Source organism: Umezawaea sp. Da 62-37, from assembly GCF_032460545.1.
Taxonomy (GTDB): domain Bacteria; phylum Actinomycetota; class Actinomycetes; order Mycobacteriales; family Pseudonocardiaceae; genus Umezawaea.
The window spans coordinates 2,156,954-2,174,741 of the sequence record NZ_CP135965.1; the positions used below are offsets into that span (position 1 = coordinate 2,156,954).

Consider the following 17,788-nt stretch of genomic DNA (forward strand, 5'->3'; position numbering starts at 1 on the left):
ACAACCTCCTGTCGTCGACCGCGTGCGGGCTACTGGGTGACGGTGAAGCCCTGCTGCTGGGCGTAGGTGACGACGTTCTTCTGCGTCTCCTCCAGCACGGAACTCCACGGCCTGCTGCCGGACATCGCCTCGGCGCTGCGGTCGTTGAGGTTCTGGAACACGAAGTCCTGGAACGGCGTGTACTGGAACTCGCCGAGCTTCTCCGACACCGGCACGAAGATCTCGTTCACCTTCTGCCCGGCGAAGAAGTCGTAGGCCTTGCCGGTGAACGCCGGGTCCGCGGCCACGTTCTTGACCAGCGGGTAGAGGAACGCCTTGTTCAGGCCGATGTCCCAGGCCGCCTTGGAGGCGCCGAACAGCTCCCTGGCCACCAGGGTCGCCGCCTTGGGGTTCTTGGCCTGCTTGGTGACCGCGAACGTCGAACCGCCCCAGTCGCCCTGGTCGTCGGCGCCCGCGGTCCACTGCGGCATCGGCGCGACCGCCCACTTGCCCGCGGTGTTCTTCAGCGACCCGGCGACGTAGCCGGGGGTCCAGCCCGCCGCGGCCCACGTCCAGTACTTGCCGGAGTCGAGCGCCGCGGTGGCGTCGGCGGTGAAGAACGGGTCCTTGGCCATCAGGCCCTTGTCCACCAAGCCGCCGTAGAGGTCGAAGACCTTCTTGCACTCCGGGCTGGTCAGGTTGATCTTCACCTTGTCCTTGGCCTCGGCCTGGGAGTAGCCGTAGGGCCTGCACCCGGCCTGCCACATGAGCCCGTTGATCCAGCCGCCGTCGCTGCCGAAGCTCGCGATGTAGGCGTTCGGGTCGGCAGCCTTGATCTTCACGGCCGCGTCGGCGTACTCGGTCCACGTCTTCGGCACGGGGATCCGGAACTGGTCGAAGAGGTCCTTGCGGTACATCAGCGCCATCGGGCCGCCGTCGACCGGGATCGCGTACACCTTCCGCCCGTCGGTGGCCTGGCTCCAGGCCCACTCCGCGTAGAGGTCCTTGTCGTCGTTGGCGCCGTACTCGCCCATGTCGACGAGGGCTTCGAGGATGACGAACGTGGGGATCTCCTGGAACTCGACCATGGCCACGTCCGGCGCCCCGGTCCCGGCCGTGAACGCGGTCTTGAGCTTGGCGTACTGGTCAGGGCCCGTACCCACATTGGTCCAGTCGATCTGGACATCGGTGTGCGAGGCGTTGAAAGCGTCGACGACACCCTTGAACTCCGGGTACCACGCCCAGACCGACACGTGGGCGGGCTTGCCGTCCGCACCCGTGCCATCGGTCGCGCCATCACCTCCGCTGCACGCCGCGACCGCCAGCACACTCCCGACGACGAGCGCCGACGCGATCCTCCGCAACCTGGTTGCACCGGGCATGAGCAGCACCTTCCTGTCGCGACGGGTCGTGAGGGCAGGCCGGGTCACCGCCACTGTGACGGTGGGCGGATGAGGAGGCGGAAGTCGTGCGGCAACGTCGCGGGGCGCTCGGGCGCACCGCGGGGGTGTTCGCGCCGCGACCGGCGGGACCGACTCGGCCCACCGGCGCGGCACCGTAATTGCTGCGCTGCAAAGGACTATGGCCCGGGTTTTGCCGCGCTGCAAGACCTCATGTGAACTTAATTCGGCCGAGACCTGCGGCTGGATTGGTTCAGGTCGGCGGGTCGTGTTGTCCCGGCGCCGGACAGCGGGGCACACTTCCTTGCAGCGCTGCAACGGGCGCCGCGCGGGTCCGGACCGAGGAGTGCCATGCGTGATGCCACCCTGCGCGACGTCGCCCAGCTCGCGGGCGTGTCGGCCCGCACGGTCTCGAACGTGGTCAACGGCTACGCGCGGGTCACCGAGCGCACGAGGGTGAAGGTGGAGCGGGCGATCGTCGAGCTCGACTACCGGCCCAACGTGCTGGCCCGCAACCTGGCGAACGGCCGGTCGGGGCAGATCGCGGTGGTCGTGCCGTACCTGGACACGCCGTACTTCGCGGAACTGCTGCAGGGCATCATCCCGAGGGCGCGGGAGCGCGGCTACAACGTGCTGATCGACCAGACCGACGGCGACCCCGCTCACGAGCGCGAGCTGATCCGGCGCGGCGCGCGCGGGTTCGCGTTCGACGGCATGATCCTGAGCCCGCTCGGACTCGCGCAGGCCGACCTGTCCGACCACGACGCGTCGCTGCCGCTGGTCATCCTGGGCGAACGCACTTCCGCGGGCACGTTCGACCACGTCGGCATCGACGACGTGGAGGCGTCGCGGGAGGCCACCCGGCACCTGATCGGCCTGGGCAGGCGGCGGATCGCGGCCATAGGCGACCAGCCGTACCCGACCGGCGAGGCGGCGCAGCTGCGCACCCGCGGCTACCGGCAGGCGCACGAGGACGCGGGGTTGGTCGTCGACGAGTCGCTCGTCATCGGCACACCCCGGTTCAACAGGGCGGACGGGGCGGGGGCGATGACCCTGCTGCTGGATCGGGACGAACCGCCGGACGCGGCGTTCTGCTACAGCGACCTCGTCGCCCTCGGAGCCCTGCACGCCGCGCTCGAACGCGGGCTCCGGGTGCCGGAGGACATCGCGCTGATCGGGTACGACGACATCGAGGAGGGCCGCTACTCCAACCCGACGATCAGCACCATCTCGCCGGACAAGACCGCCATCGCGGCCACCGCGGTCGACCGGCTGCTCCAGCGGATCGGCAGCACCGAGCCGCTGCCCGGCATCGAGGTGCGGGCCACGCACCGGCTGGTCGCCCGGCAGAGCACCCTCGGCCGCCGGGGCGCCTGAGCCCAGCCCCTGCTTGCCGAGCAGGGGCTCGACGAGCCGTGGTCACCCTCCCGTTCCACCGTCACGCTGGTGTGGCAAGGAGTTCTACGGAAGAGGGAAGCACAATGAAGATCGCGATCGTCACCGGCGCCAACCGCGGACTCGGCCGCAACGCCGCGCTCGCCCTGGCGCGCCAGGGCGTCGACCTGATCATCACCTACCGCTCGAACGCCGCCGAGGCCGACGCGGTCGTCCAGGAGGTGGCCGCGCTCGGCCGCACGGCCGTGGCACTGCGACTCGACATGGGCGCGTCCGCCGGGTTCGCCGACGACGTCCGCCGCGTGCTCAAGGAGACGTGGGACCGCGACACCTTCGACCACCTGGTCAACAACGCGGGCGTCGGGATCCACAGCAGCTTCGCCGACACCACCGAGGAGGTGTTCGACGAGCTGATGGCCGTCCACTTCAAGGGCGTCTTCTTCCTCACGCAGGCGCTGCTGCCGGTCATCGCCGACGGCGGCCGGATCCTCAACGTGTCCTCCGGGCTGGCCCGGTTCGCGGGTCCCGGCTACGCGGCCTACGGGGCGATGAAGGGCGCCGTGGAGGTGCTGACCCGGTACCTGGCCAAGGAGTTGGGCCCGCGCGGCATCACCGTGAACACGATCGCGCCCGGACCGATCGAGACGGACTTCGGGGGCGGCGTCGTGCGCGACAACGCCGACGTGAACGCCGCCCTGGCGTCGCAGATCGCGCTGGGCCGGGTCGGCGTGCCCGACGACATCGGCGGCGTGGTCGCGTCGCTGCTGTCCGACGACAACGCGTGGATCACCGGCCAGCGGATCGAGGCCTCGGGAGGCATGCTGCTCTGACCCTCACTGGACGTTTGGTCTACAGTTGGACCGAACGTCCAAGCGAAGGGTGGTCATGTACCTCGACACGAGGTCCGGCAGGACCTATCCGATCGACGCCGAGCGGTGGCGCGGGGACGACGGGGCGCCGTTGACGGTGGCCCCGTCGCCCGGCATCGGCCCGGATGACGTGGACACGGGCGTCCGGTCGCTCTGGCGCTACCGGGCCGCGCTGCCGGGCGGCATCGGGCGGCCCGTCTCGCTCGGCGAGGGCTGCACCCCGCTGGTCGAGGGGCGGTGGGGCGGCACGGCCGTGCGGTTCAAGCTGGAGTGGTTCAGCCCCACCGGGAGCTTCAAGGACCGCGGCACCACCGTGATGATGTCGATGCTGGCCCGGTCCGGTGTGGACGCCGTCGTCGAGGACAGCTCCGGCAACGGCGGCTCGTCCGTCGCGGCCTACAGCGCCGCCGCGGGCATCAAGGCCCGGATCCTGGCGCCGGAGGGCACCTCGCCCGCGAAGGTGTTGCAGAGCAGGGCCTACGGCGCCGAGGTCGTGCTGGTGCCGGGCGACCGCTCGGCTACCTCCGCGCAGGCGCTGCGGGAATCGGCCGACACCTGCTACGCGAGCCACAACTGGCACCCGTTCTTCCTCGAGGGCACCAAGACCCTCGCCTACGAGCTGTGGGAGGACCTCGGGTTCACCGCACCGGACAACGTCGTCACGGTGGCGGGCGCCGGCAGCATCGTGCTGGGCTGCGACCTCGGGTTCACCGAACTCCTGGCGGCGGGCCGGATCGACCGCCTCCCCCGGCTGCTGGTGGCCCAGCCGTCGAACTGCGCGCCGATCGACGCGCGTTTCCACGGCCGCTCGGAGGTCTCGTTCGCCCCCACGATCGCCGAGGGCACCGCGATCCGCGAACCCGTCCGGCTGCCGGAGGTGCTCGCCGCCATCCGGCGTTCCGGCGGTGACGTGGCCGCGATCCCGGAGGCCGACATCGTCGCCGCCGTCCGCGGTCTGGCGGGGATGGGCCTGTACGCCGAGCCCACCAGCGCGACGGCCGCCGCGGCCGTCGACGTGTTCACCGCGCGCGGCGCGATCCGCCCCGGTGACACGACCGTCGTCGTGCTGACCGGCTCCGGCCTCAAGGCCGCCACCGCGATGGGCGGGTTGTTCGGATGACCGAGGACGAACTGCTGCTGCGCGAGGCGGAGACGATCGCGACCGCGCTCGGCCGGATGTTCCCCGGCCTGTGCGAGGTGGTCCTGCACGACCTGCGCGACCCCGAGCACACCATCCGGGTCATCGAGAACAACCTGTCCGGCCGGTCGATCGGCGACCCCGCCACGGAGATCGGCGTGGCGCGGATCCAGGACCCGGACTACCCGAACGTCATCCAGAACTACCCCAACACCTTTCCCGACGGGCGACCCGCGAAGAGCACGTCCATCGGCATCAAGAACAGCGAGGGCACCTACATCGCCGCGCTCTGCCTGAACCTCGACGTGTCGCTGTTCGCCACGGTCGCCCGCAGCCTGCACAACCTCGTGCGCACCGACGAGCAGCAGCAGCCGCTCGTCGAGAACCTCCGCGCCCGCACCGTCGACGAGCTCCGCTCGCTCGTCGAGGAGTTCGCCGCCGCCCGCGGCCAGACCCCGCGCGGCCTGAGCCCGGCCGCCCGGAAGGAACTCCTGCGCTCCCTCAAGGAGGGCGGGTTCCTCGACGTGAAGCACTCGGTCCCGGCGCTTACCGACATCCTCGGCGTCTCCCGCGCCACCGTCTACAACTACGTGAGTTGACCTCCATGACCACTCCCCACCTGTTGCTGGACCTGGCCAAGGTCAGGCGCAACGTCGACCGCCTCCGCACCCACCTGGCAGGCCTCGGCACCGCGTTGCGACCGCACGTGAAGACCTCGAAGTCCGTGGACGTGACCCGGCTGCTGTTCGACGGCGGCACCGGGCCGATCACCGTGTCCACCCTGCGCGAGGCGGAAGCGTTCGCGGCCAGCGGTTTCACCGACATCGTCTACGCCGTCGGCATCGCCCCGCACAAGCTCGACCGGGTGCTCGACCTCCGCCGGTCCGGTGTGGACCTGGTCGTGCTCCTGGACAGCGTCGCCCAGGCCCATGCCGTCGCCGAGGCGGGCGTGCCCGCGTTGATCGAGGTCGACTGCGACGGCCACCGCGGCGGCGTCACGCCCGGCGCGCCGGAAGTCCTGGAGATCGCCGCCGTGCTGGGCGACCACCTCCGCGGCGTCCTAACCCACGCGGGCGAGTCGTACTCCTGCTTCACCGAACCGGAACTCGTGGCCGCGGCCGAGCACGAGCGCGCCACCGCCGTCCGCGTGGCGGAAGACCTGCGGGCGGCCGGTTTCCCCGCGCCGGTCGTCAGCGTCGGCTCCACGCCGACCGCCCACTCCGCCCGTGACCTGACCGGTGTCACGGAGGTGCGAGCCGGCAACTTCGTGTTCTTCGACCTGGTCATGGCGGGCATCGGCGTGTGCACCGTGGACGACCTCGCCCTGTCCGTGGTCACGACCGTCATCGGCCACCGCCCGGACAAGGGTTGGATCCTGACCGACGCGGGCTGGATGGCCACCTCCCGCGACCGCGGCACCGCCGCCCAGCCGATCGACCAGGGCTACGGCCTCGTGGTCGCGGAGGACGGCACGCCCATCCCGGACCTGCTGATGACCGGCGCCAGCCAGGAGCACGGCGTCCTGTCGCTGCGCGCGGGCAGCACGGCGCCCTTCCCCGATCTCCCCGTGGGCACCCGTGTCCGCGTGCTGCCCAACCACGCGTGCGCCACCGCGGCGCAGCACGACCACTACAACCTCGTGGACTCCAGCACCGTCTGGCCGCGGGTGAACGGCTGGTGACCCCCATGCGCTTCCTGTCCGAGACCGAGTCCGCCGCCCTCATCACCGAACAGCTGGCCTACGACGCCGTCCGCGCCGCGCTGATCGCCGCCGTGGACCCGCGCAGCACCGTCTTCCCCGCCCTCCCCGCCCACGGCACCCTGCCGCACAACAGGTTCACCATGAAGTCGGCCTCGGCCCACGACGTGGCGGGCGTGAAGATCGGCAGCTACTGGCCCGACAACACCGCGATCCCCCGGCACAACTCCACCATCCTGCTGATCGACCAGGACACCGGCCGGATCGCCGCGGTCGTGGAGGCGGGCACCGTCAACGCCTACCGCACCGCGGCGGCCGACGCCGTGGCCGCGGACACCCTCGCCCGCGCGGACTCCAGCACGCTGACCGTCTTCGGCACCGGCCACCAGGCCCGCTACGAGTGCACGGCCCTGGCCCGGATCCGTCCGATCGACACCGTCCACGTCGTGGCCCGCACCCCCGCCCACGGCGCGGACATGGTGGACCACCTCACCGCCAAGGGCCTCAAGGCCGTCGTCACCCCGGCCGAGGAAGCCGTGCGCGCGGCGGACATCGTCGTCACCGCCACCACGGCCCGGTCACCGCTGTTCGACGCGGCCTGGGTCCGCCCCGGCACCCACCTCGCCTCGATGGGCTCGGACGCGCGCGGCAAGCAGGAACTCCCGCCCGCCCTGCTCGCCGCGGCCGCGCTGTTCTGCGACCTGCCCGAGCAGTCCACGACGATCGGCGAGTTCCAGCACGCCGCGGGCGCGTCGGTCACCGCCCTGGGCGACGTCCTGACCGGCCGGGCGCCCGGCAGGCAGGACGACGACGCCGTCACCGTGTTCGACAGCTCGGGCATCGCCCTCCAGGACCTCTACGTCGCCGTGGCCCTGCTCGCCCTCGGCTGACAGCTCAGCCGAACGCGACCCGCTTCAGGAAGAAGTCCAGCAGCTCGCCATCCCCCAGCACCTCGACCGTGCCGCTGCCCACCGACCGCCGCCCGTAGAGCACCAGCAACAGCTCCACCAACGGCCCACGAACGGCCACCGCGGCCTTCTCGTGCGCCCGCCGCCACCGGATGACCTCCCCGGTCAGGTCGACGACCCACTCGGCGTCGTCGACATCGGTGGCGTGCAGGTGGATCGTCCGCCCCGGCCCCAGCAGTTCGCGCTGCTCGGGCTTGATCTCGAGCATCACCGGCAGCGCGCCCAGTTCCATCCACTCGTCCACCGCGTCCACGGCGACCTCGGGCGCGAGCACGAACTCCTGCCCCAGAGCCAGAACCGCGTCCGCCCGGTGCACGACCGTCTCGTGCGCGAACCGGCGCGCCCAGAACCGGGGTGTCCCATCCGGCAGCGGTGTCCACATCGCCGCGTCCGGCCCCGCCTCGCCCAGCGCTTCGGACAACGCGAGCGCGCCCACCGTGAGCCAGGGGCCGACGACCATCGGATCCTCGTCCGCGTACGGGGACAGGTCGCGGAAGAAGTCGTCCGGCGGCGGCTCGGTGGCCCGCGTGCGCACCACGTCGGCGGACCACCGCTGACCGCCGCCCAGGTGGCGCGTCAACTGGCCCACGTTCCACCCAGGGCACGACGGCACCGGCGCGGTCAGGTCCGCGCGCTCGATCGCCGCGGCCAACAACTCCGTCTGCGCGACGATCTCCGCGCGATGTCGGTCGAAGTCCATGCTCCCAACATAGGGGCGAGCACCGACAGGAAGTCGGTCAGGGCCGGGAACCCGAGGTCACCGGCCAGCAGATCTCCATCCGGTCGCCCAAGTAGACCTCGCGCACCGGCCCGTCCGCGCCGATCCCGCGCTCGGCCACGTAAGTCCCCAACGCGCCGTACGTCCGATCCGCCCGGTCGTGCGTCCCCTCGTGCACGGTCACCGCCAGCCGTGCGGCCGGGATCTCCACCACCCGCACCCGCCCGGACACCGTGAGTTCCGCCTCGACGGGCACGAACAGCGTGACCGCGCCCAGGTCGTCGCTGAACAGCCCGGTCGCGTACATCCCTTGCAGCGGCCCCGAAGCGACCGCCCCCACCACGGCCCCGATCTCGGCCTCAGCGTCCCGGTACCACTGCTCCACGCCCGCGATCCCGACCACTTCGGAGATCGCCGCCGCCCGCACCGCGGGCACCTCCCGGAACTCCACCCGGATCGGCGCGACACCAGGAGAGAGCAGCCCCCGCAACGCCGAGATCGCGTCACGCGTCCGGTCCAACCGGGACTCCAGCCGCCGCAGGTGCGCCGCGACCACCTCGTCGCGCGCCGAGTCGTCCGGCGCCTCCAGCACCGCCTTCACCTCCGGCACCGGCATGTCCAGGTCCCGGAACCGCCGGATCAGCTGGGCCGCCCTGACCTGCCCGGTGTCGTAGTAGCGGTACCCCGACACCGGATCGATCCGCGCGGGCTCCAGCAACCCCAGCTCGTGGTAGTGCCGCAAGGCCTTCCGGCTCAACCGGGTCATCGTGGAGAACTCCCCGATGGACAGCAGAACCGCCACGGCCACCCCTACTCCCCGATCACCAGCGCGCTGATCAGTCCATCGTGCACGGTGAAGTCGAACCCCAGGTCGACCTGCCCACCGGGGAAATCCCCCTCCAGGTGCGCCGTCACCCGGAAGCGCCCCTCCCCCACCGGCTCACTCCCCGTCACCGTCGACGTGTACGTCCACCGGCTCGCGGTCTCCTCCCGCCACCCGACGATCTCCGCCCGCCCCCGGTGCAGCACGCCTTCGTCCACCACCGTCCCGTCCTCGGCGAAGCACTCGGCGACGGCCAGTGCGTCACCCGCGTCGGCGGCCTTGAGGTAACGGGTTACCACCGCAGGTGCGCTCATGTCGGACTCCTCCACTCGGTTGCCCCCACCCGAGCGATGGTCGACCTTCCCCCAGCGGGAAGGTCAAGGGCACCGCGCCAGAGTCGACCGCATGGCGGACTCAGCTCGGTTTCGTCGTCTCCAGCGGCACGGCGTTGGAGCGGACGAGGCCGAGTTGGACGGACTGGCGGCTGAGGACGGCGTCGAGGGCCCAGTCGGCCGCGGTGCGGATCCTGTTGCCGGGCATGGCCATCAGGTGGTAGCCGCGGGTGACGATCTTGGCGATGAAGCCGGAAAGGGGGATGTGCAAGGGGTTCGCGGCGGCCTGCGTGCCGCCGAGGTCGACGACGAAGCCGAGGTCGTGGTGCTTGTAGTCGCGCAGGCGGTCGCCGTAGCCGAGCGAGGCGGCGACGTTCTTGCCCGCGAGGGTGCCCTGGCGGGCGGCGTGCTGGGCGGTCATGGCGGTGACCTCGCCCGGTCGGGTGAGGTCGGGGACGGCGGCGGCGTCGCCGCAGCAGAACACCTCGGGGCGGCCCGCGACGGAGAGGTTGGGCTCGACGACGAGCCTGCCCTTCTTCGTCTCCAGGCCCGTGCTCTCGGTGAGCGGGTCGGGGCGGACGCCGACGCACCAGGCCAGCGTCCTGGTCCCGACGAAACCGCCGGACTTCAGGTGCACGCCTTCCTTGGTCGCCTCGCGCACCGAGTCGCCCATCCGCACCTCGACCCCGCGGCCGCGCAGCACCTTGTCCGCGGCGCGGGAGAGCCGCGAGTCGAGTTCGGGCAGGACCTTGGGGGCCACGTCGAGCAGGATCCAGCGCATGCGCTGGTCGCGGAGCTGCCGGTGGCGCTTGGCGATCGCCTTGGTGAACAGCGGCCCCTGGGCGGCGACCTCGGTGCCGGTGTAGCCGGCGCCGACGACGACGAACGTGCACCGCGCGTCGCGTTCCTCGGGATTGTCGGTGGCGGCGGCCAGCTCGACCTGCCGGATGACGTGGTCGCGCAGGTACAGCGCCTCGGCCACGCCGCGGAAGCCGTGGGCGTGCTCGGCGACACCGGGGATGGGCAGCAGCTTGTTCACGCTGCCCGACGCCAGGACGAGCCGGTCGTAGCGCAGCTCGTGGGAGCCGCCCTCAGGATCGGTGTAGGACACCGTGCGGTCGTCGAGCGAGATGCCGTTCACGTCGCCCTGCGCCAGCCGGACCCTCGGCAGCGCCGCGGACAGCGACACGGTCACCCGGCGCGGGTCCACGACGGCCGCGGCGACCTCGGGGAGCAGGGGCAGGTAGAGGAAGTAGTCGGTGCGGTTCACCAGGACGATCTCCACCGGCGCGTCGCGCGGCAGTGCGCGGGACAGGGATCGAGCCGCCTGGAACCCGGCGAACCCACCACCGACGATCACTACACGAGTCGCTTCGGCCATGCCTCCACCTTGTCGCAGAACCGTGATCGCCGCACAGCGAGAGCCGTAACACGTTGTGCACGTTCAAGTTGCGCACGGTGTGTTGTGGCCAGCGTTCCCACGTCAGGCCAGCACGGCGTTGAGGCCGACGTGCCGCGCCGGCCAGGACCGCCATCGCCCAGGCGATTGCGTCCCTCAAGACGGCGCTCTGATCGGACCGGCCTGCCGCCCGCGCGGTCGGCCGAACGCGGTCCTCTACCCTGGTGGACCCGCCTCCGGAGGAGATCAGGTCCGTTGTCCGAGAACATCCCGTCCGACCTGCGCGCCGACTGCTCGAACTGCTTCGGGCTCTGCTGCGTGGCGCTGGCCTTCTCGGCTTCGGCGGACTTCGCGGTGGACAAGGACATCGGCGAACCGTGCCGGAACCTGCTCGCGGACTACGGCTGCGGCATCCACGCGAAGCTGCGCCCGGCCGGGTTCTCCGGGTGCACGGTCTACGACTGCTTCGGCGCGGGCCAGAAGACCTCGCAGGTCGCGTTCGGCGGCGAGAGCTGGCGCGAGTCCAAGGACACCGCGAAGTCGATGTTCGCGGTGTTCCCCGTCATGCGGCAGCTGCACGAGCTGCTCTGGTACCTGACCGAGGCGTTGGCGCTGCGGGCGGCCAAGTCGATCCGCGCCGACCTCCAGGCCGCGCTGGACGAGACCGAGCGCCTGACCCGCACCGCACCGGACGCCTTCGGCGCGCTGGACGTGCCGGGCCACCGCGAGGGCGTCAACGCGCTCCTGCTGCGCACCAGCGAACTCGTCCGCGCGGGCGCGCCCAAGGTGAAGAACAAGCGGATCCGCCGGGGCGCGGACCTGATCGGCGCCAAGCTCCAGGGCGCCGACCTGCGCGGGGCGAACCTGCGCGGCGCCTACCTGATCGGCGCGGACCTGCGCGGCGCGGACCTGCGGCTGGCCGACCTGATCGGCGCCGACTTCCGGGACGCCGACGTGCGCGGCGCGAACCTCGCCGAGAGCATCTTCCTGACCCAGGTCCAGCTCAACGCCGCCAAGGGCGACGCGCGGACCAAGTTCCCCGCGACGCTCACCCGGCCGTCGCACTGGTGATCAGGCCGACGGCTCCTCGTCGCCCGTGCCGAACATCTTCCGCGAGGCGTGCTGCTGGGCGAGCCTGCGCAGCACGATGAACACCGCGTCGCCGAGCACCGTGCCGATGACCGCGCTCTCCACCATCACCTCGGGCGTCGGCAGGTCGCCGATGGCCTCGAGGTCGACCTGCGCGATGGCGTCGGCGCTCTCGGCGTACTGCGGGAAGATGTCGATCAGCCGCTCCTGACCGAGGTCCCGGAGCGTGCACAGCAGGCTGACCAGCGATTTCACGTACAGGTCGTCGGCTTGGACCATCCACTGGCGCTGCTCGGCGATCTTCTCGATGTGGCCCATCGCCCACGCGCGGCCCTCGTCGTCGACCTCTTCTCCGCGCACGAACAGGCCGTGCTGCGCGGCGCCGAGGAGTTCGTGCGTCGCGGCCTTCTCGTCGATCGCCCGGACGACCTCGCGCGCGTCCACGATGGACAGACCGCCGATGTCGAGCAGGGCGCGCACGAGCTTGAGCCGCTGGAGGTGCCGCGCCTGGTACTGGGCCTGGTTCGGACTGGTCAGCTCCCCGGCGGGAACGAGCCCTTCGCGCAGGTAGTACTTGATCGTGGCGACTGGAACACCGGACTCGGCGCTCAGCTCGGCCATCCGCATCCGGGCCCTCCTTCGTCGTACCCGCCCGGGGGCAGTGTATCTCCAGTTACGGATAGTCTCGCTATCCGCCCGATCACGTTCAGTCGATCGTGTGCAACAATTCCCCGAAGGTATTCACGTGCGCTATTCACGGCGCTACAGTCTGCATTGTTCACGTGATTCTCGACACTGAAGAAGTAGGACTGGCGTTCAGGTTGAAGAAGGTCGTCTCAATCGGGAACAACACGATGGAAAGGCGAGTTGGCACGCACATGGCCAGAGAACGCGCAACCGGGGACTCCAGCGCCGGAGCCACGCCCATCACACCAAAAGCGCAGTTCAAAGACCTGTCCGTGATCACACGGCCTGCCCCTCCCGCCAACGCGGGAGTCGTCACGGTGGACGGGGAGGTGGACGCGGCATCGGTCGGCGCGCTCATCGCCGCGATCGCCGACGCACGAATCTGGTTAACCAACATTGTTATCGACCTGAGTGGCGTCACCGCGTTCTCGGCGGCCGGGATCAGCGCATTGACGACCGGTGCGCCACTGCGATTGGTGTGCTCACCGGCGGTGCTGAAAGTCATCGAGGCATGCGACCTCGAGGATCGCTGGGAACTGCACAAATCGGTGTTCCTGGCGCTGGCGGCCTGCGTGTCGATGGACTTCGCCGCCACCTCGACGGGCCCGTCGCTCGCACTGCGCGCGGTCGGGGCCCGCCGGGGCTGAACTAGACGGAGATGAGCTGGCCGCGGTCGTCGCGGGCGAGGTCGGCGTCGCGGTCGTCGAACCAGACGCCTTCACTGGCGAGGTAGCGGAAGCAGAGCGTGGCCCCGGTGTCGACCCGGACAGCCGTGGACCACGTGCCGTTGGAGCGCTTCACGAGCCGGTGCCGTCCCGGCGTCCAGTCGTTGAAGCACCCCACGACGCTGGTGTGCCCCGGCGGCGGATCGGACAGCACGAAGGTGACGTTGACCTGGCCGCCCGCCGAGGGTTTGACGCGGATCATGCAGCGGTTTCCTCCCGTGTCGAAGTCACCGACCACCCTGCACCGGCCCGCCGGCCCCCGCCACACGGCTCACCCGGACGTGGGACCGGGGCCGCCGTGCTGATGATCACACCGCGCGCACGCCGCCGCCGGAGCACTCGGGCACCGAGGGGTCAGGAGAGGGATCCTCGTCACGGCACCGTTGGCGTGACGAGGATGACCAGGTGTCCTAGCTGACGACCAGCGCGTAGTCCGCGTCCGTCGCCGCCGTCTCGACGTGGCCGTCCGCGTTGACCTCCGAGGCGATCACCTCGACGGTCCAGGTGCCCGCGGCCGCGTGGTCCACGAACACGTTCTCCACGTTGTCGACCTTGTTGGCCGACCCGCCGGGCGTGGACCAGACGCCGGTCGAGAGACCGTTGTTGCCGTAGTACACCGTGCCGTCGGGCGCGGTGAGCCGCAGCGTGAGGTCGTTGACGCGGGCCAGCGCGGCGCCGGGCGTGCCCGCCGGGTCGGTGTAGGCGAGCGTGGCGCGCAACGGCTTGGTGCCGTCGCTCGTCACCGGGTACCTCTTCACGTCACCGGTGCCCACCAGGTCGGTCTCGTCGACCAGCACCGGCAGCGACCAGCCGTTGGCCTCCGCCCGCGCGTGCAGGTTGCCGACGCTGGCCGACCCCCAGCCCTGGTGGGTGCGGGTCATGTCGTGCGCGGTGCCGGTGAAGGCGTACTGGTTGGCGGTGTTGACGAGCAGCGCCTTGGCCGTCGAGGCGTGCGGACGCGACGCGAACACGTCGGCCGCCTTGCCGGGACTGCCGGAGAACACGCCGTCCGCCCACATCTGGAACAGCAGCCCGGCGTTGCCGCAGGTGATCGGGGTCGCGCCGCTCGTGCCGCCGAACGACGCGGTGTAGGAGGCGTTGCCGGACGACGACGTGGTGTCGATGCGGTCGTAGTAGTTGGAGACGTCCGGCTTGATCCGGCCGTCGGCGGCGGGGCCGATGCTGCCGCCGCCGTTCCACTTGTCGTCGGCGCGGTCGGCGGTGTTGAAGTGGTACTGCCCGCCCACCGACAGCACGTTCTTCGCCCACGCCTGCGGGCGCGAGCTGCGCGTGCCCGCGTTGCTCTGCGACTGGCAGATCAGCAGGTCGGTGTCGAAGACGATCTTGTCCATCTGCGCGGAGACGGAGGTGTACGACGTGGTGAGCGCGTCGCCCCAGCTGTTGCTCTGGAAGACGGCCCGGTACGGACCGCTGGGGTTGACCAGCTCCTTGGTGTGCGCGTAGCGGTCCTTGCCCGTGTAGGTGGCGAGGATGCCCTGCGCGTCGGGCAGCATGCCCCGGTGCGCGGCGCTGACGCCGGAGGCGAAGATCTCGCCGTAGGTGGACGTGCCGTGGCTGGTGTCCGTCGAGTTCGGGCCGTGCAGCACCGGCGGCCGGGCGGCGAACTCCTGGTGCGTCGCGCGCAGGCCGCCGTCCATCACCTCGCCGCGCACGCCCGCGCCGGTGTACCCGCCCACGGTCTCGATCGCGTTGGCACCACTGGTCTCCCGCGCGATCGCCATGTCCGTCTCCGGCGCCGACTCCGCGCCGACGGCGATCACCTCGGGCAGCCCGGCGACGGCGGCGACCTGGCCGGCGCCGAGCAGCACGGTGAGGTGCTGGCCGCTGGCCGACACCTGCTCGACCCGGCCGCCGAGCGCGGTGATCCGATCCGCCGCGATCCGCTGGTCCTCCACGTCCTGCTCGGCGAGCGTGACGAGGTAGTGCCCGGCGGTGGGGTTCGCCGCGTCCACCTTGTCCGCGGCCTGGAAGTCGACCGTCGCACGCACGAACGACAAGCGCTCGACCTGCTTGCGGGTCGTGTCGCTCATCCGCACCACGTAAGCGAAATCGGGCACGTAGGTGCCGACGCGGGCACCCAGCGCACGCAGGCGCGCGCGTTGTCGATCGGTCAGGTTCCCGTGGAACTGCACCAGGTAGGAGCCGTTGCCGACGCTCGCCGCGGTCTGCGCCGCGAGGGGGTCGAACGTGCGGTTGGCGAGCCGGATGAACCTCGGCCCCGAGTCCACGGGTGCGGGCTGGGCCTGCACACCGGTGACGCCACCGGCGGAGACGAGCAGGACTCCGAGGAAGGCGCCGGCCAGCAGTCCGCGTTTTCCACGCAGCATGAAGAACCTCCGATACGGCAGGGGTTGCCCCGGCCGGAGGGTGGGCCGGAGCACGTCAACCGAACGTATCGGACGAACTTCGCACGGTCACCCGCCGATCGACGGGTGGGCGATCACTCCGACCAGTCGGCCCCGCGGACCGCCTTTGTGAAGTTCCCGCGCACGAGTCCGGGCAGGAAGTGTTCCAGCACATCGGCTTTGACGTCGCCGAACGTCGTACCGGGACGACCTCCGACGCCGTCGGCAAACGCTTCCAGGATGCGCCGCTTGAAGTCCGGGCGCGGGTGGGCGGCCACCACCTCGTTGACGAGCATGCGGTCCAGCAGGCCATGGCCGAGCACGTCGGTCTCCACCCCGACGGTGACCAGCGCGACCTCGGGTTCCACGTGGTGCAGGGTCTCCGGGGTGGTGTGCAGCGCAATCGCCTCCCACACACGACGGGTTCCCTCCGCCGGAATCCCATGTGGGACAAGGAAACTCCGAGCCTCGTCGGCGTCGTCGACCTCAAACCGCTGGTAGGTGCTCCGGCTACTTGTCCATCCTCGTACTCGACGACGTCAAGCTGCTCGACGTGGCAGGCCCGGCGGAGGTCTTCGGCGAAGCCGACCGGTACGCGGTGGTGCTGTGCTCGCCGGACGGTCGAGGCGTGCGGACGTCGACCGGTGTGCGGCGCGGGACGGCGACGTCTTCAGCTCGGCCGGGGTGAGCGCGGGCATCAACCTGTCACTCGCGCTGGTCGAGCAGGACGCGGATGCCTTGGCCTTGGAGTACCCGCAGGAGGAGTCGGACGCGATCACGGTGACGCGACTGTTTCCCGTTTGCGGTCGAGGAACCGCATGACCGGGGTGGCGGTGATGCCGTGGATGACGATCGAACCGACCACGACCAGCCCGACGATCCGCCACATCGAGCCCTCCTCCAGGAAGTGCGCGGACTCCAGGGCATAGGCGACGTAGAACACCGAGCCGACGCCGCGGACGCCGAAGAACGACACCACGACCCGTTCCCGCGGTCCGGTGCGGCCCTTGGCCAGTCCGATCAGACCCGCGAGCGGGCGCACGACGAGCAGGATCGACAGTGCCACCAGGATCTCCCGCCAGCCGATGCCCGCGAACAGACCGGTCGCGACCGCGCCGCCGAGCAGGAAGATCACCACCACGGTGAGCAGGCGTTCGACCTGCTCCACGTACTGGTGCAGCACGCGGTGGTAGCCATGGGATCGCTCACCGGCGCGGATCGTGCAGGCGCAGACGAACACCGCGACGAACCCGTAGCCGTTGGCCAGTTCGGCGACCCCGTAGGCGAGGAACACCGCGGCCAGCGCCACGAACCCCTCGGCGTGCTTGGCCAGCCGGAACTTCTCCGACGGCGCGGCGAAGAACAGCTTGCGCAGCAGCCACCCGGTCCCCATGCCCACCAGCAGGCCCGCGGCCAACCGCCACACCACGTCCACCGCCAGCCAGTGCGGCAGCCAGTCGCCGGGGGTGGTCGCGAGGGCGATGGCCAGGTAGGTGAACGGGAACGCGAGCCCGTCGTTCAGCCCGGCCTCCGACGTCAGCGCGAACCGCGCCTCGTCGTCGCTGTCCTCCGGGTCGTCGGTGTTGTCGGCGGGTTCGGCCACCTGCACCTCGGTCGCGAGCACCGGGTCCGTCGGCGCGAGCGCGGCGGCCAGCAGCACGGCTCCCGCCACCCCGAAGCCGAGCACGGACCAGCCGAGCACGGCCACCGCCACCATCGTCAGCGGCATAGTGATGCCCAGCAGCCGCCACGTCGTGGACCAGCGCCGCCATCCCACCGGTCTGTTCAGCGCGAGACCGGCGCCCATCAGCGATATGATCACGCACAGCTCGGTGAGGTGGAGCACGACCGAGCTGTGCCGGACCGGGTCGGGATCGGGCAGCGGATCGATGACCGCGAAGGTCAGCGCTCCCGCCGCCAGGAACACCATCGGCATCGACACCGGCGCCTTGTTCAGCAGCCGCGGCAACAAGGCAGCCGCGAGGGTGGCGACACCCGCAGCGGCGAAGACGATCGGTCCCGCGTCCGCCACGAATCCCCTCCAGAACAGTCCGTTGTCCCGCGTGGTTAGCCGGTTCGACGGTCGGCGAAACGTCCATCTTGGACACGGTTCCCCAGCTGCGACGGTGGTGTGGACCTCTCTTGATCATTGTGGAACACTTCGCTCGGAGTCAGGCGGCGATGACGGACAGTGAGCCGTC

General features: G+C 70.8%; 19 protein-coding genes. 9 read left to right on the forward strand and 10 right to left on the reverse strand.

Annotated elements, in window-relative coordinates; translation table 11 throughout:
• Positions 1-29: 29 nt before the first annotated feature.
• The gene (locus tag RM788_RS09270) at positions 30-1,361 is read right to left on the reverse strand and encodes an ABC transporter substrate-binding protein (RefSeq protein WP_315931155.1); all 1,332 of its coding nucleotides are present in this window, start codon (positions 1,359-1,361) and stop codon (positions 30-32) included.
• Between the two features lie 369 nt (positions 1,362-1,730).
• Here RM788_RS09270 and RM788_RS09275 point away from each other — a divergent pair, with 369 nt between their 5' ends.
• The 6 genes from RM788_RS09275 to RM788_RS09300 all read left to right on the forward strand — a co-directional run bounded on the left by RM788_RS09275 (position 1,731) and on the right by RM788_RS09300 (position 7,370).
• Positions 1,731-2,756 (forward strand): LacI family DNA-binding transcriptional regulator, encoded by a 1,026-nt coding sequence (locus tag RM788_RS09275; protein WP_315931156.1) that lies wholly within the window; start codon positions 1,731-1,733, stop codon positions 2,754-2,756.
• 104 nt (positions 2,757-2,860) lie between these two features.
• A complete protein-coding gene (locus tag RM788_RS09280) occupies positions 2,861-3,604 on the forward strand; it encodes an SDR family NAD(P)-dependent oxidoreductase (RefSeq protein WP_315931157.1) in 744 nt (247 codons plus the stop codon).
• A 55-nt stretch (positions 3,605-3,659) separates the two neighbouring features.
• Complete coding sequence (locus RM788_RS09285; RefSeq protein ID WP_315931158.1) at positions 3,660-4,763, forward strand: threonine synthase; 1,104 nt, start codon at positions 3,660-3,662, stop codon at positions 4,761-4,763.
• On the forward strand, positions 4,760-5,380 hold the full coding sequence (locus tag RM788_RS09290) for a helix-turn-helix transcriptional regulator (RefSeq protein ID WP_315931159.1): 621 nt from the start codon (positions 4,760-4,762) through the stop codon (positions 5,378-5,380). The genes RM788_RS09285 and RM788_RS09290 overlap by 4 nt, the downstream gene beginning before the upstream one ends.
• A gap of 5 nt (positions 5,381-5,385) precedes the next feature.
• Positions 5,386-6,462, forward strand: a complete 1,077-nt coding sequence (locus tag RM788_RS09295; protein WP_315931160.1) for a DSD1 family PLP-dependent enzyme — start codon at positions 5,386-5,388, stop codon at positions 6,460-6,462.
• A gap of 5 nt (positions 6,463-6,467) precedes the next feature.
• Positions 6,468-7,370: an ornithine cyclodeaminase family protein gene (locus RM788_RS09300; RefSeq protein ID WP_315931161.1), complete on the forward strand. Its 903-nt coding sequence runs from the start codon at positions 6,468-6,470 to the stop codon at positions 7,368-7,370.
• Positions 7,371-7,374: 4 nt separating this feature from the next.
• Here RM788_RS09300 and RM788_RS09305 read toward each other — a convergent pair whose 3' ends face one another.
• The 4 genes from RM788_RS09305 to RM788_RS09320 form a co-directional block, all read right to left on the reverse strand.
• Positions 7,375-8,148 (reverse strand): maleylpyruvate isomerase family mycothiol-dependent enzyme, encoded by a 774-nt coding sequence (locus RM788_RS09305; RefSeq protein ID WP_315931162.1) that lies wholly within the window; start codon positions 8,146-8,148, stop codon positions 7,375-7,377.
• A gap of 37 nt (positions 8,149-8,185) precedes the next feature.
• The gene (locus tag RM788_RS09310) at positions 8,186-8,974 is read right to left on the reverse strand and encodes a MerR family transcriptional regulator (protein WP_315931163.1); all 789 of its coding nucleotides are present in this window, start codon (positions 8,972-8,974) and stop codon (positions 8,186-8,188) included.
• Between the two features lie 2 nt (positions 8,975-8,976).
• Positions 8,977-9,303 carry a nuclear transport factor 2 family protein gene (locus RM788_RS09315; protein ID WP_315931164.1) on the reverse strand — a complete coding sequence of 109 codons (327 nt, stop codon included), beginning with the start codon at positions 9,301-9,303 and terminating at the stop codon, positions 8,977-8,979.
• A gap of 100 nt (positions 9,304-9,403) precedes the next feature.
• Positions 9,404-10,702 (reverse strand): NAD(P)/FAD-dependent oxidoreductase, encoded by a 1,299-nt coding sequence (locus tag RM788_RS09320; protein ID WP_315931165.1) that lies wholly within the window; start codon positions 10,700-10,702, stop codon positions 9,404-9,406.
• Between the two features lie 273 nt (positions 10,703-10,975).
• Here RM788_RS09320 and RM788_RS09325 point away from each other — a divergent pair, with 273 nt between their 5' ends.
• Complete coding sequence (locus tag RM788_RS09325) at positions 10,976-11,791, forward strand: pentapeptide repeat-containing protein (RefSeq protein WP_399343272.1); 816 nt, start codon at positions 10,976-10,978, stop codon at positions 11,789-11,791.
• Here RM788_RS09325 and RM788_RS09330 read toward each other — a convergent pair whose 3' ends face one another.
• A complete protein-coding gene (locus tag RM788_RS09330) occupies positions 11,792-12,436 on the reverse strand; it encodes a MerR family transcriptional regulator (RefSeq protein WP_315931166.1) in 645 nt (214 codons plus the stop codon).
• Positions 12,437-12,591: 155 nt separating this feature from the next.
• Here RM788_RS09330 and RM788_RS09335 point away from each other — a divergent pair, with 155 nt between their 5' ends.
• On the forward strand, positions 12,592-13,143 hold the full coding sequence (locus RM788_RS09335) for an STAS domain-containing protein (protein WP_315931167.1): 552 nt from the start codon (positions 12,592-12,594) through the stop codon (positions 13,141-13,143).
• A gap of 1 nt (position 13,144) precedes the next feature.
• Here the strand turns inward: RM788_RS09335 and RM788_RS09340 are convergent, their stop codons facing one another.
• The 3 genes from RM788_RS09340 to RM788_RS09350 all read right to left on the reverse strand — a co-directional run bounded on the left by RM788_RS09340 (position 13,145) and on the right by RM788_RS09350 (position 16,003).
• A complete protein-coding gene (locus tag RM788_RS09340; RefSeq protein WP_315931168.1) occupies positions 13,145-13,423 on the reverse strand; it encodes an early set domain-containing protein in 279 nt (92 codons plus the stop codon).
• 208 nt (positions 13,424-13,631) lie between these two features.
• Positions 13,632-15,569, reverse strand: a complete 1,938-nt coding sequence (locus RM788_RS09345) for a DUF8729 domain-containing protein (protein ID WP_315931169.1) — start codon at positions 15,567-15,569, stop codon at positions 13,632-13,634.
• A 113-nt stretch (positions 15,570-15,682) separates the two neighbouring features.
• Positions 15,683-16,003 carry a hypothetical protein gene (locus RM788_RS09350; protein ID WP_315931170.1) on the reverse strand — a complete coding sequence of 107 codons (321 nt, stop codon included), beginning with the start codon at positions 16,001-16,003 and terminating at the stop codon, positions 15,683-15,685.
• 98 nt (positions 16,004-16,101) lie between these two features.
• Between RM788_RS09350 and RM788_RS09355 the strand changes: the two genes are divergently transcribed.
• Positions 16,102-16,275, forward strand: a complete 174-nt coding sequence (locus RM788_RS09355; protein WP_315931171.1) for a hypothetical protein — start codon at positions 16,102-16,104, stop codon at positions 16,273-16,275.
• Positions 16,276-16,362: 87 nt separating this feature from the next.
• Here the strand turns inward: RM788_RS09355 and RM788_RS09360 are convergent, their stop codons facing one another.
• A complete protein-coding gene (locus RM788_RS09360; protein ID WP_315931172.1) occupies positions 16,363-17,619 on the reverse strand; it encodes a cation:proton antiporter in 1,257 nt (418 codons plus the stop codon).
• Positions 17,620-17,788 lie beyond the last annotated feature (169 nt).

Coding starts and splice junctions, on each gene's coding strand:
- RM788_RS09345 (WP_315931169.1), bottom strand. CDS start 15,569: ATGCTGCGTGGAAAACGCGGACTGCTGGCCGGCGCCTTCCTCGGAGTC.
- RM788_RS09320 (WP_315931165.1), bottom strand. CDS start 10,702: ATGGCCGAAGCGACTCGTGTAGTGATCGTCGGTGGTGGGTTCGCCGGG.
- RM788_RS09275 (WP_315931156.1), top strand. CDS start 1,731: ATGCGTGATGCCACCCTGCGCGACGTCGCCCAGCTCGCGGGCGTGTCG.
- RM788_RS09340 (WP_315931168.1), bottom strand. CDS start 13,423: ATGATCCGCGTCAAACCCTCGGCGGGCGGCCAGGTCAACGTCACCTTC.
- RM788_RS09315 (WP_315931164.1), bottom strand. CDS start 9,303: ATGAGCGCACCTGCGGTGGTAACCCGTTACCTCAAGGCCGCCGACGCG.
- RM788_RS09330 (WP_315931166.1), bottom strand. CDS start 12,436: ATGCGGATGGCCGAGCTGAGCGCCGAGTCCGGTGTTCCAGTCGCCACG.
- RM788_RS09280 (WP_315931157.1), top strand. CDS start 2,861: ATGAAGATCGCGATCGTCACCGGCGCCAACCGCGGACTCGGCCGCAAC.
- RM788_RS09290 (WP_315931159.1), top strand. CDS start 4,760: ATGACCGAGGACGAACTGCTGCTGCGCGAGGCGGAGACGATCGCGACC.
- RM788_RS09305 (WP_315931162.1), bottom strand. CDS start 8,148: ATGGACTTCGACCGACATCGCGCGGAGATCGTCGCGCAGACGGAGTTG.
- RM788_RS09300 (WP_315931161.1), top strand. CDS start 6,468: ATGCGCTTCCTGTCCGAGACCGAGTCCGCCGCCCTCATCACCGAACAG.
- RM788_RS09295 (WP_315931160.1), top strand. CDS start 5,386: ATGACCACTCCCCACCTGTTGCTGGACCTGGCCAAGGTCAGGCGCAAC.
- RM788_RS09285 (WP_315931158.1), top strand. CDS start 3,660: ATGTACCTCGACACGAGGTCCGGCAGGACCTATCCGATCGACGCCGAG.
- RM788_RS09270 (WP_315931155.1), bottom strand. CDS start 1,361: ATGCCCGGTGCAACCAGGTTGCGGAGGATCGCGTCGGCGCTCGTCGTC.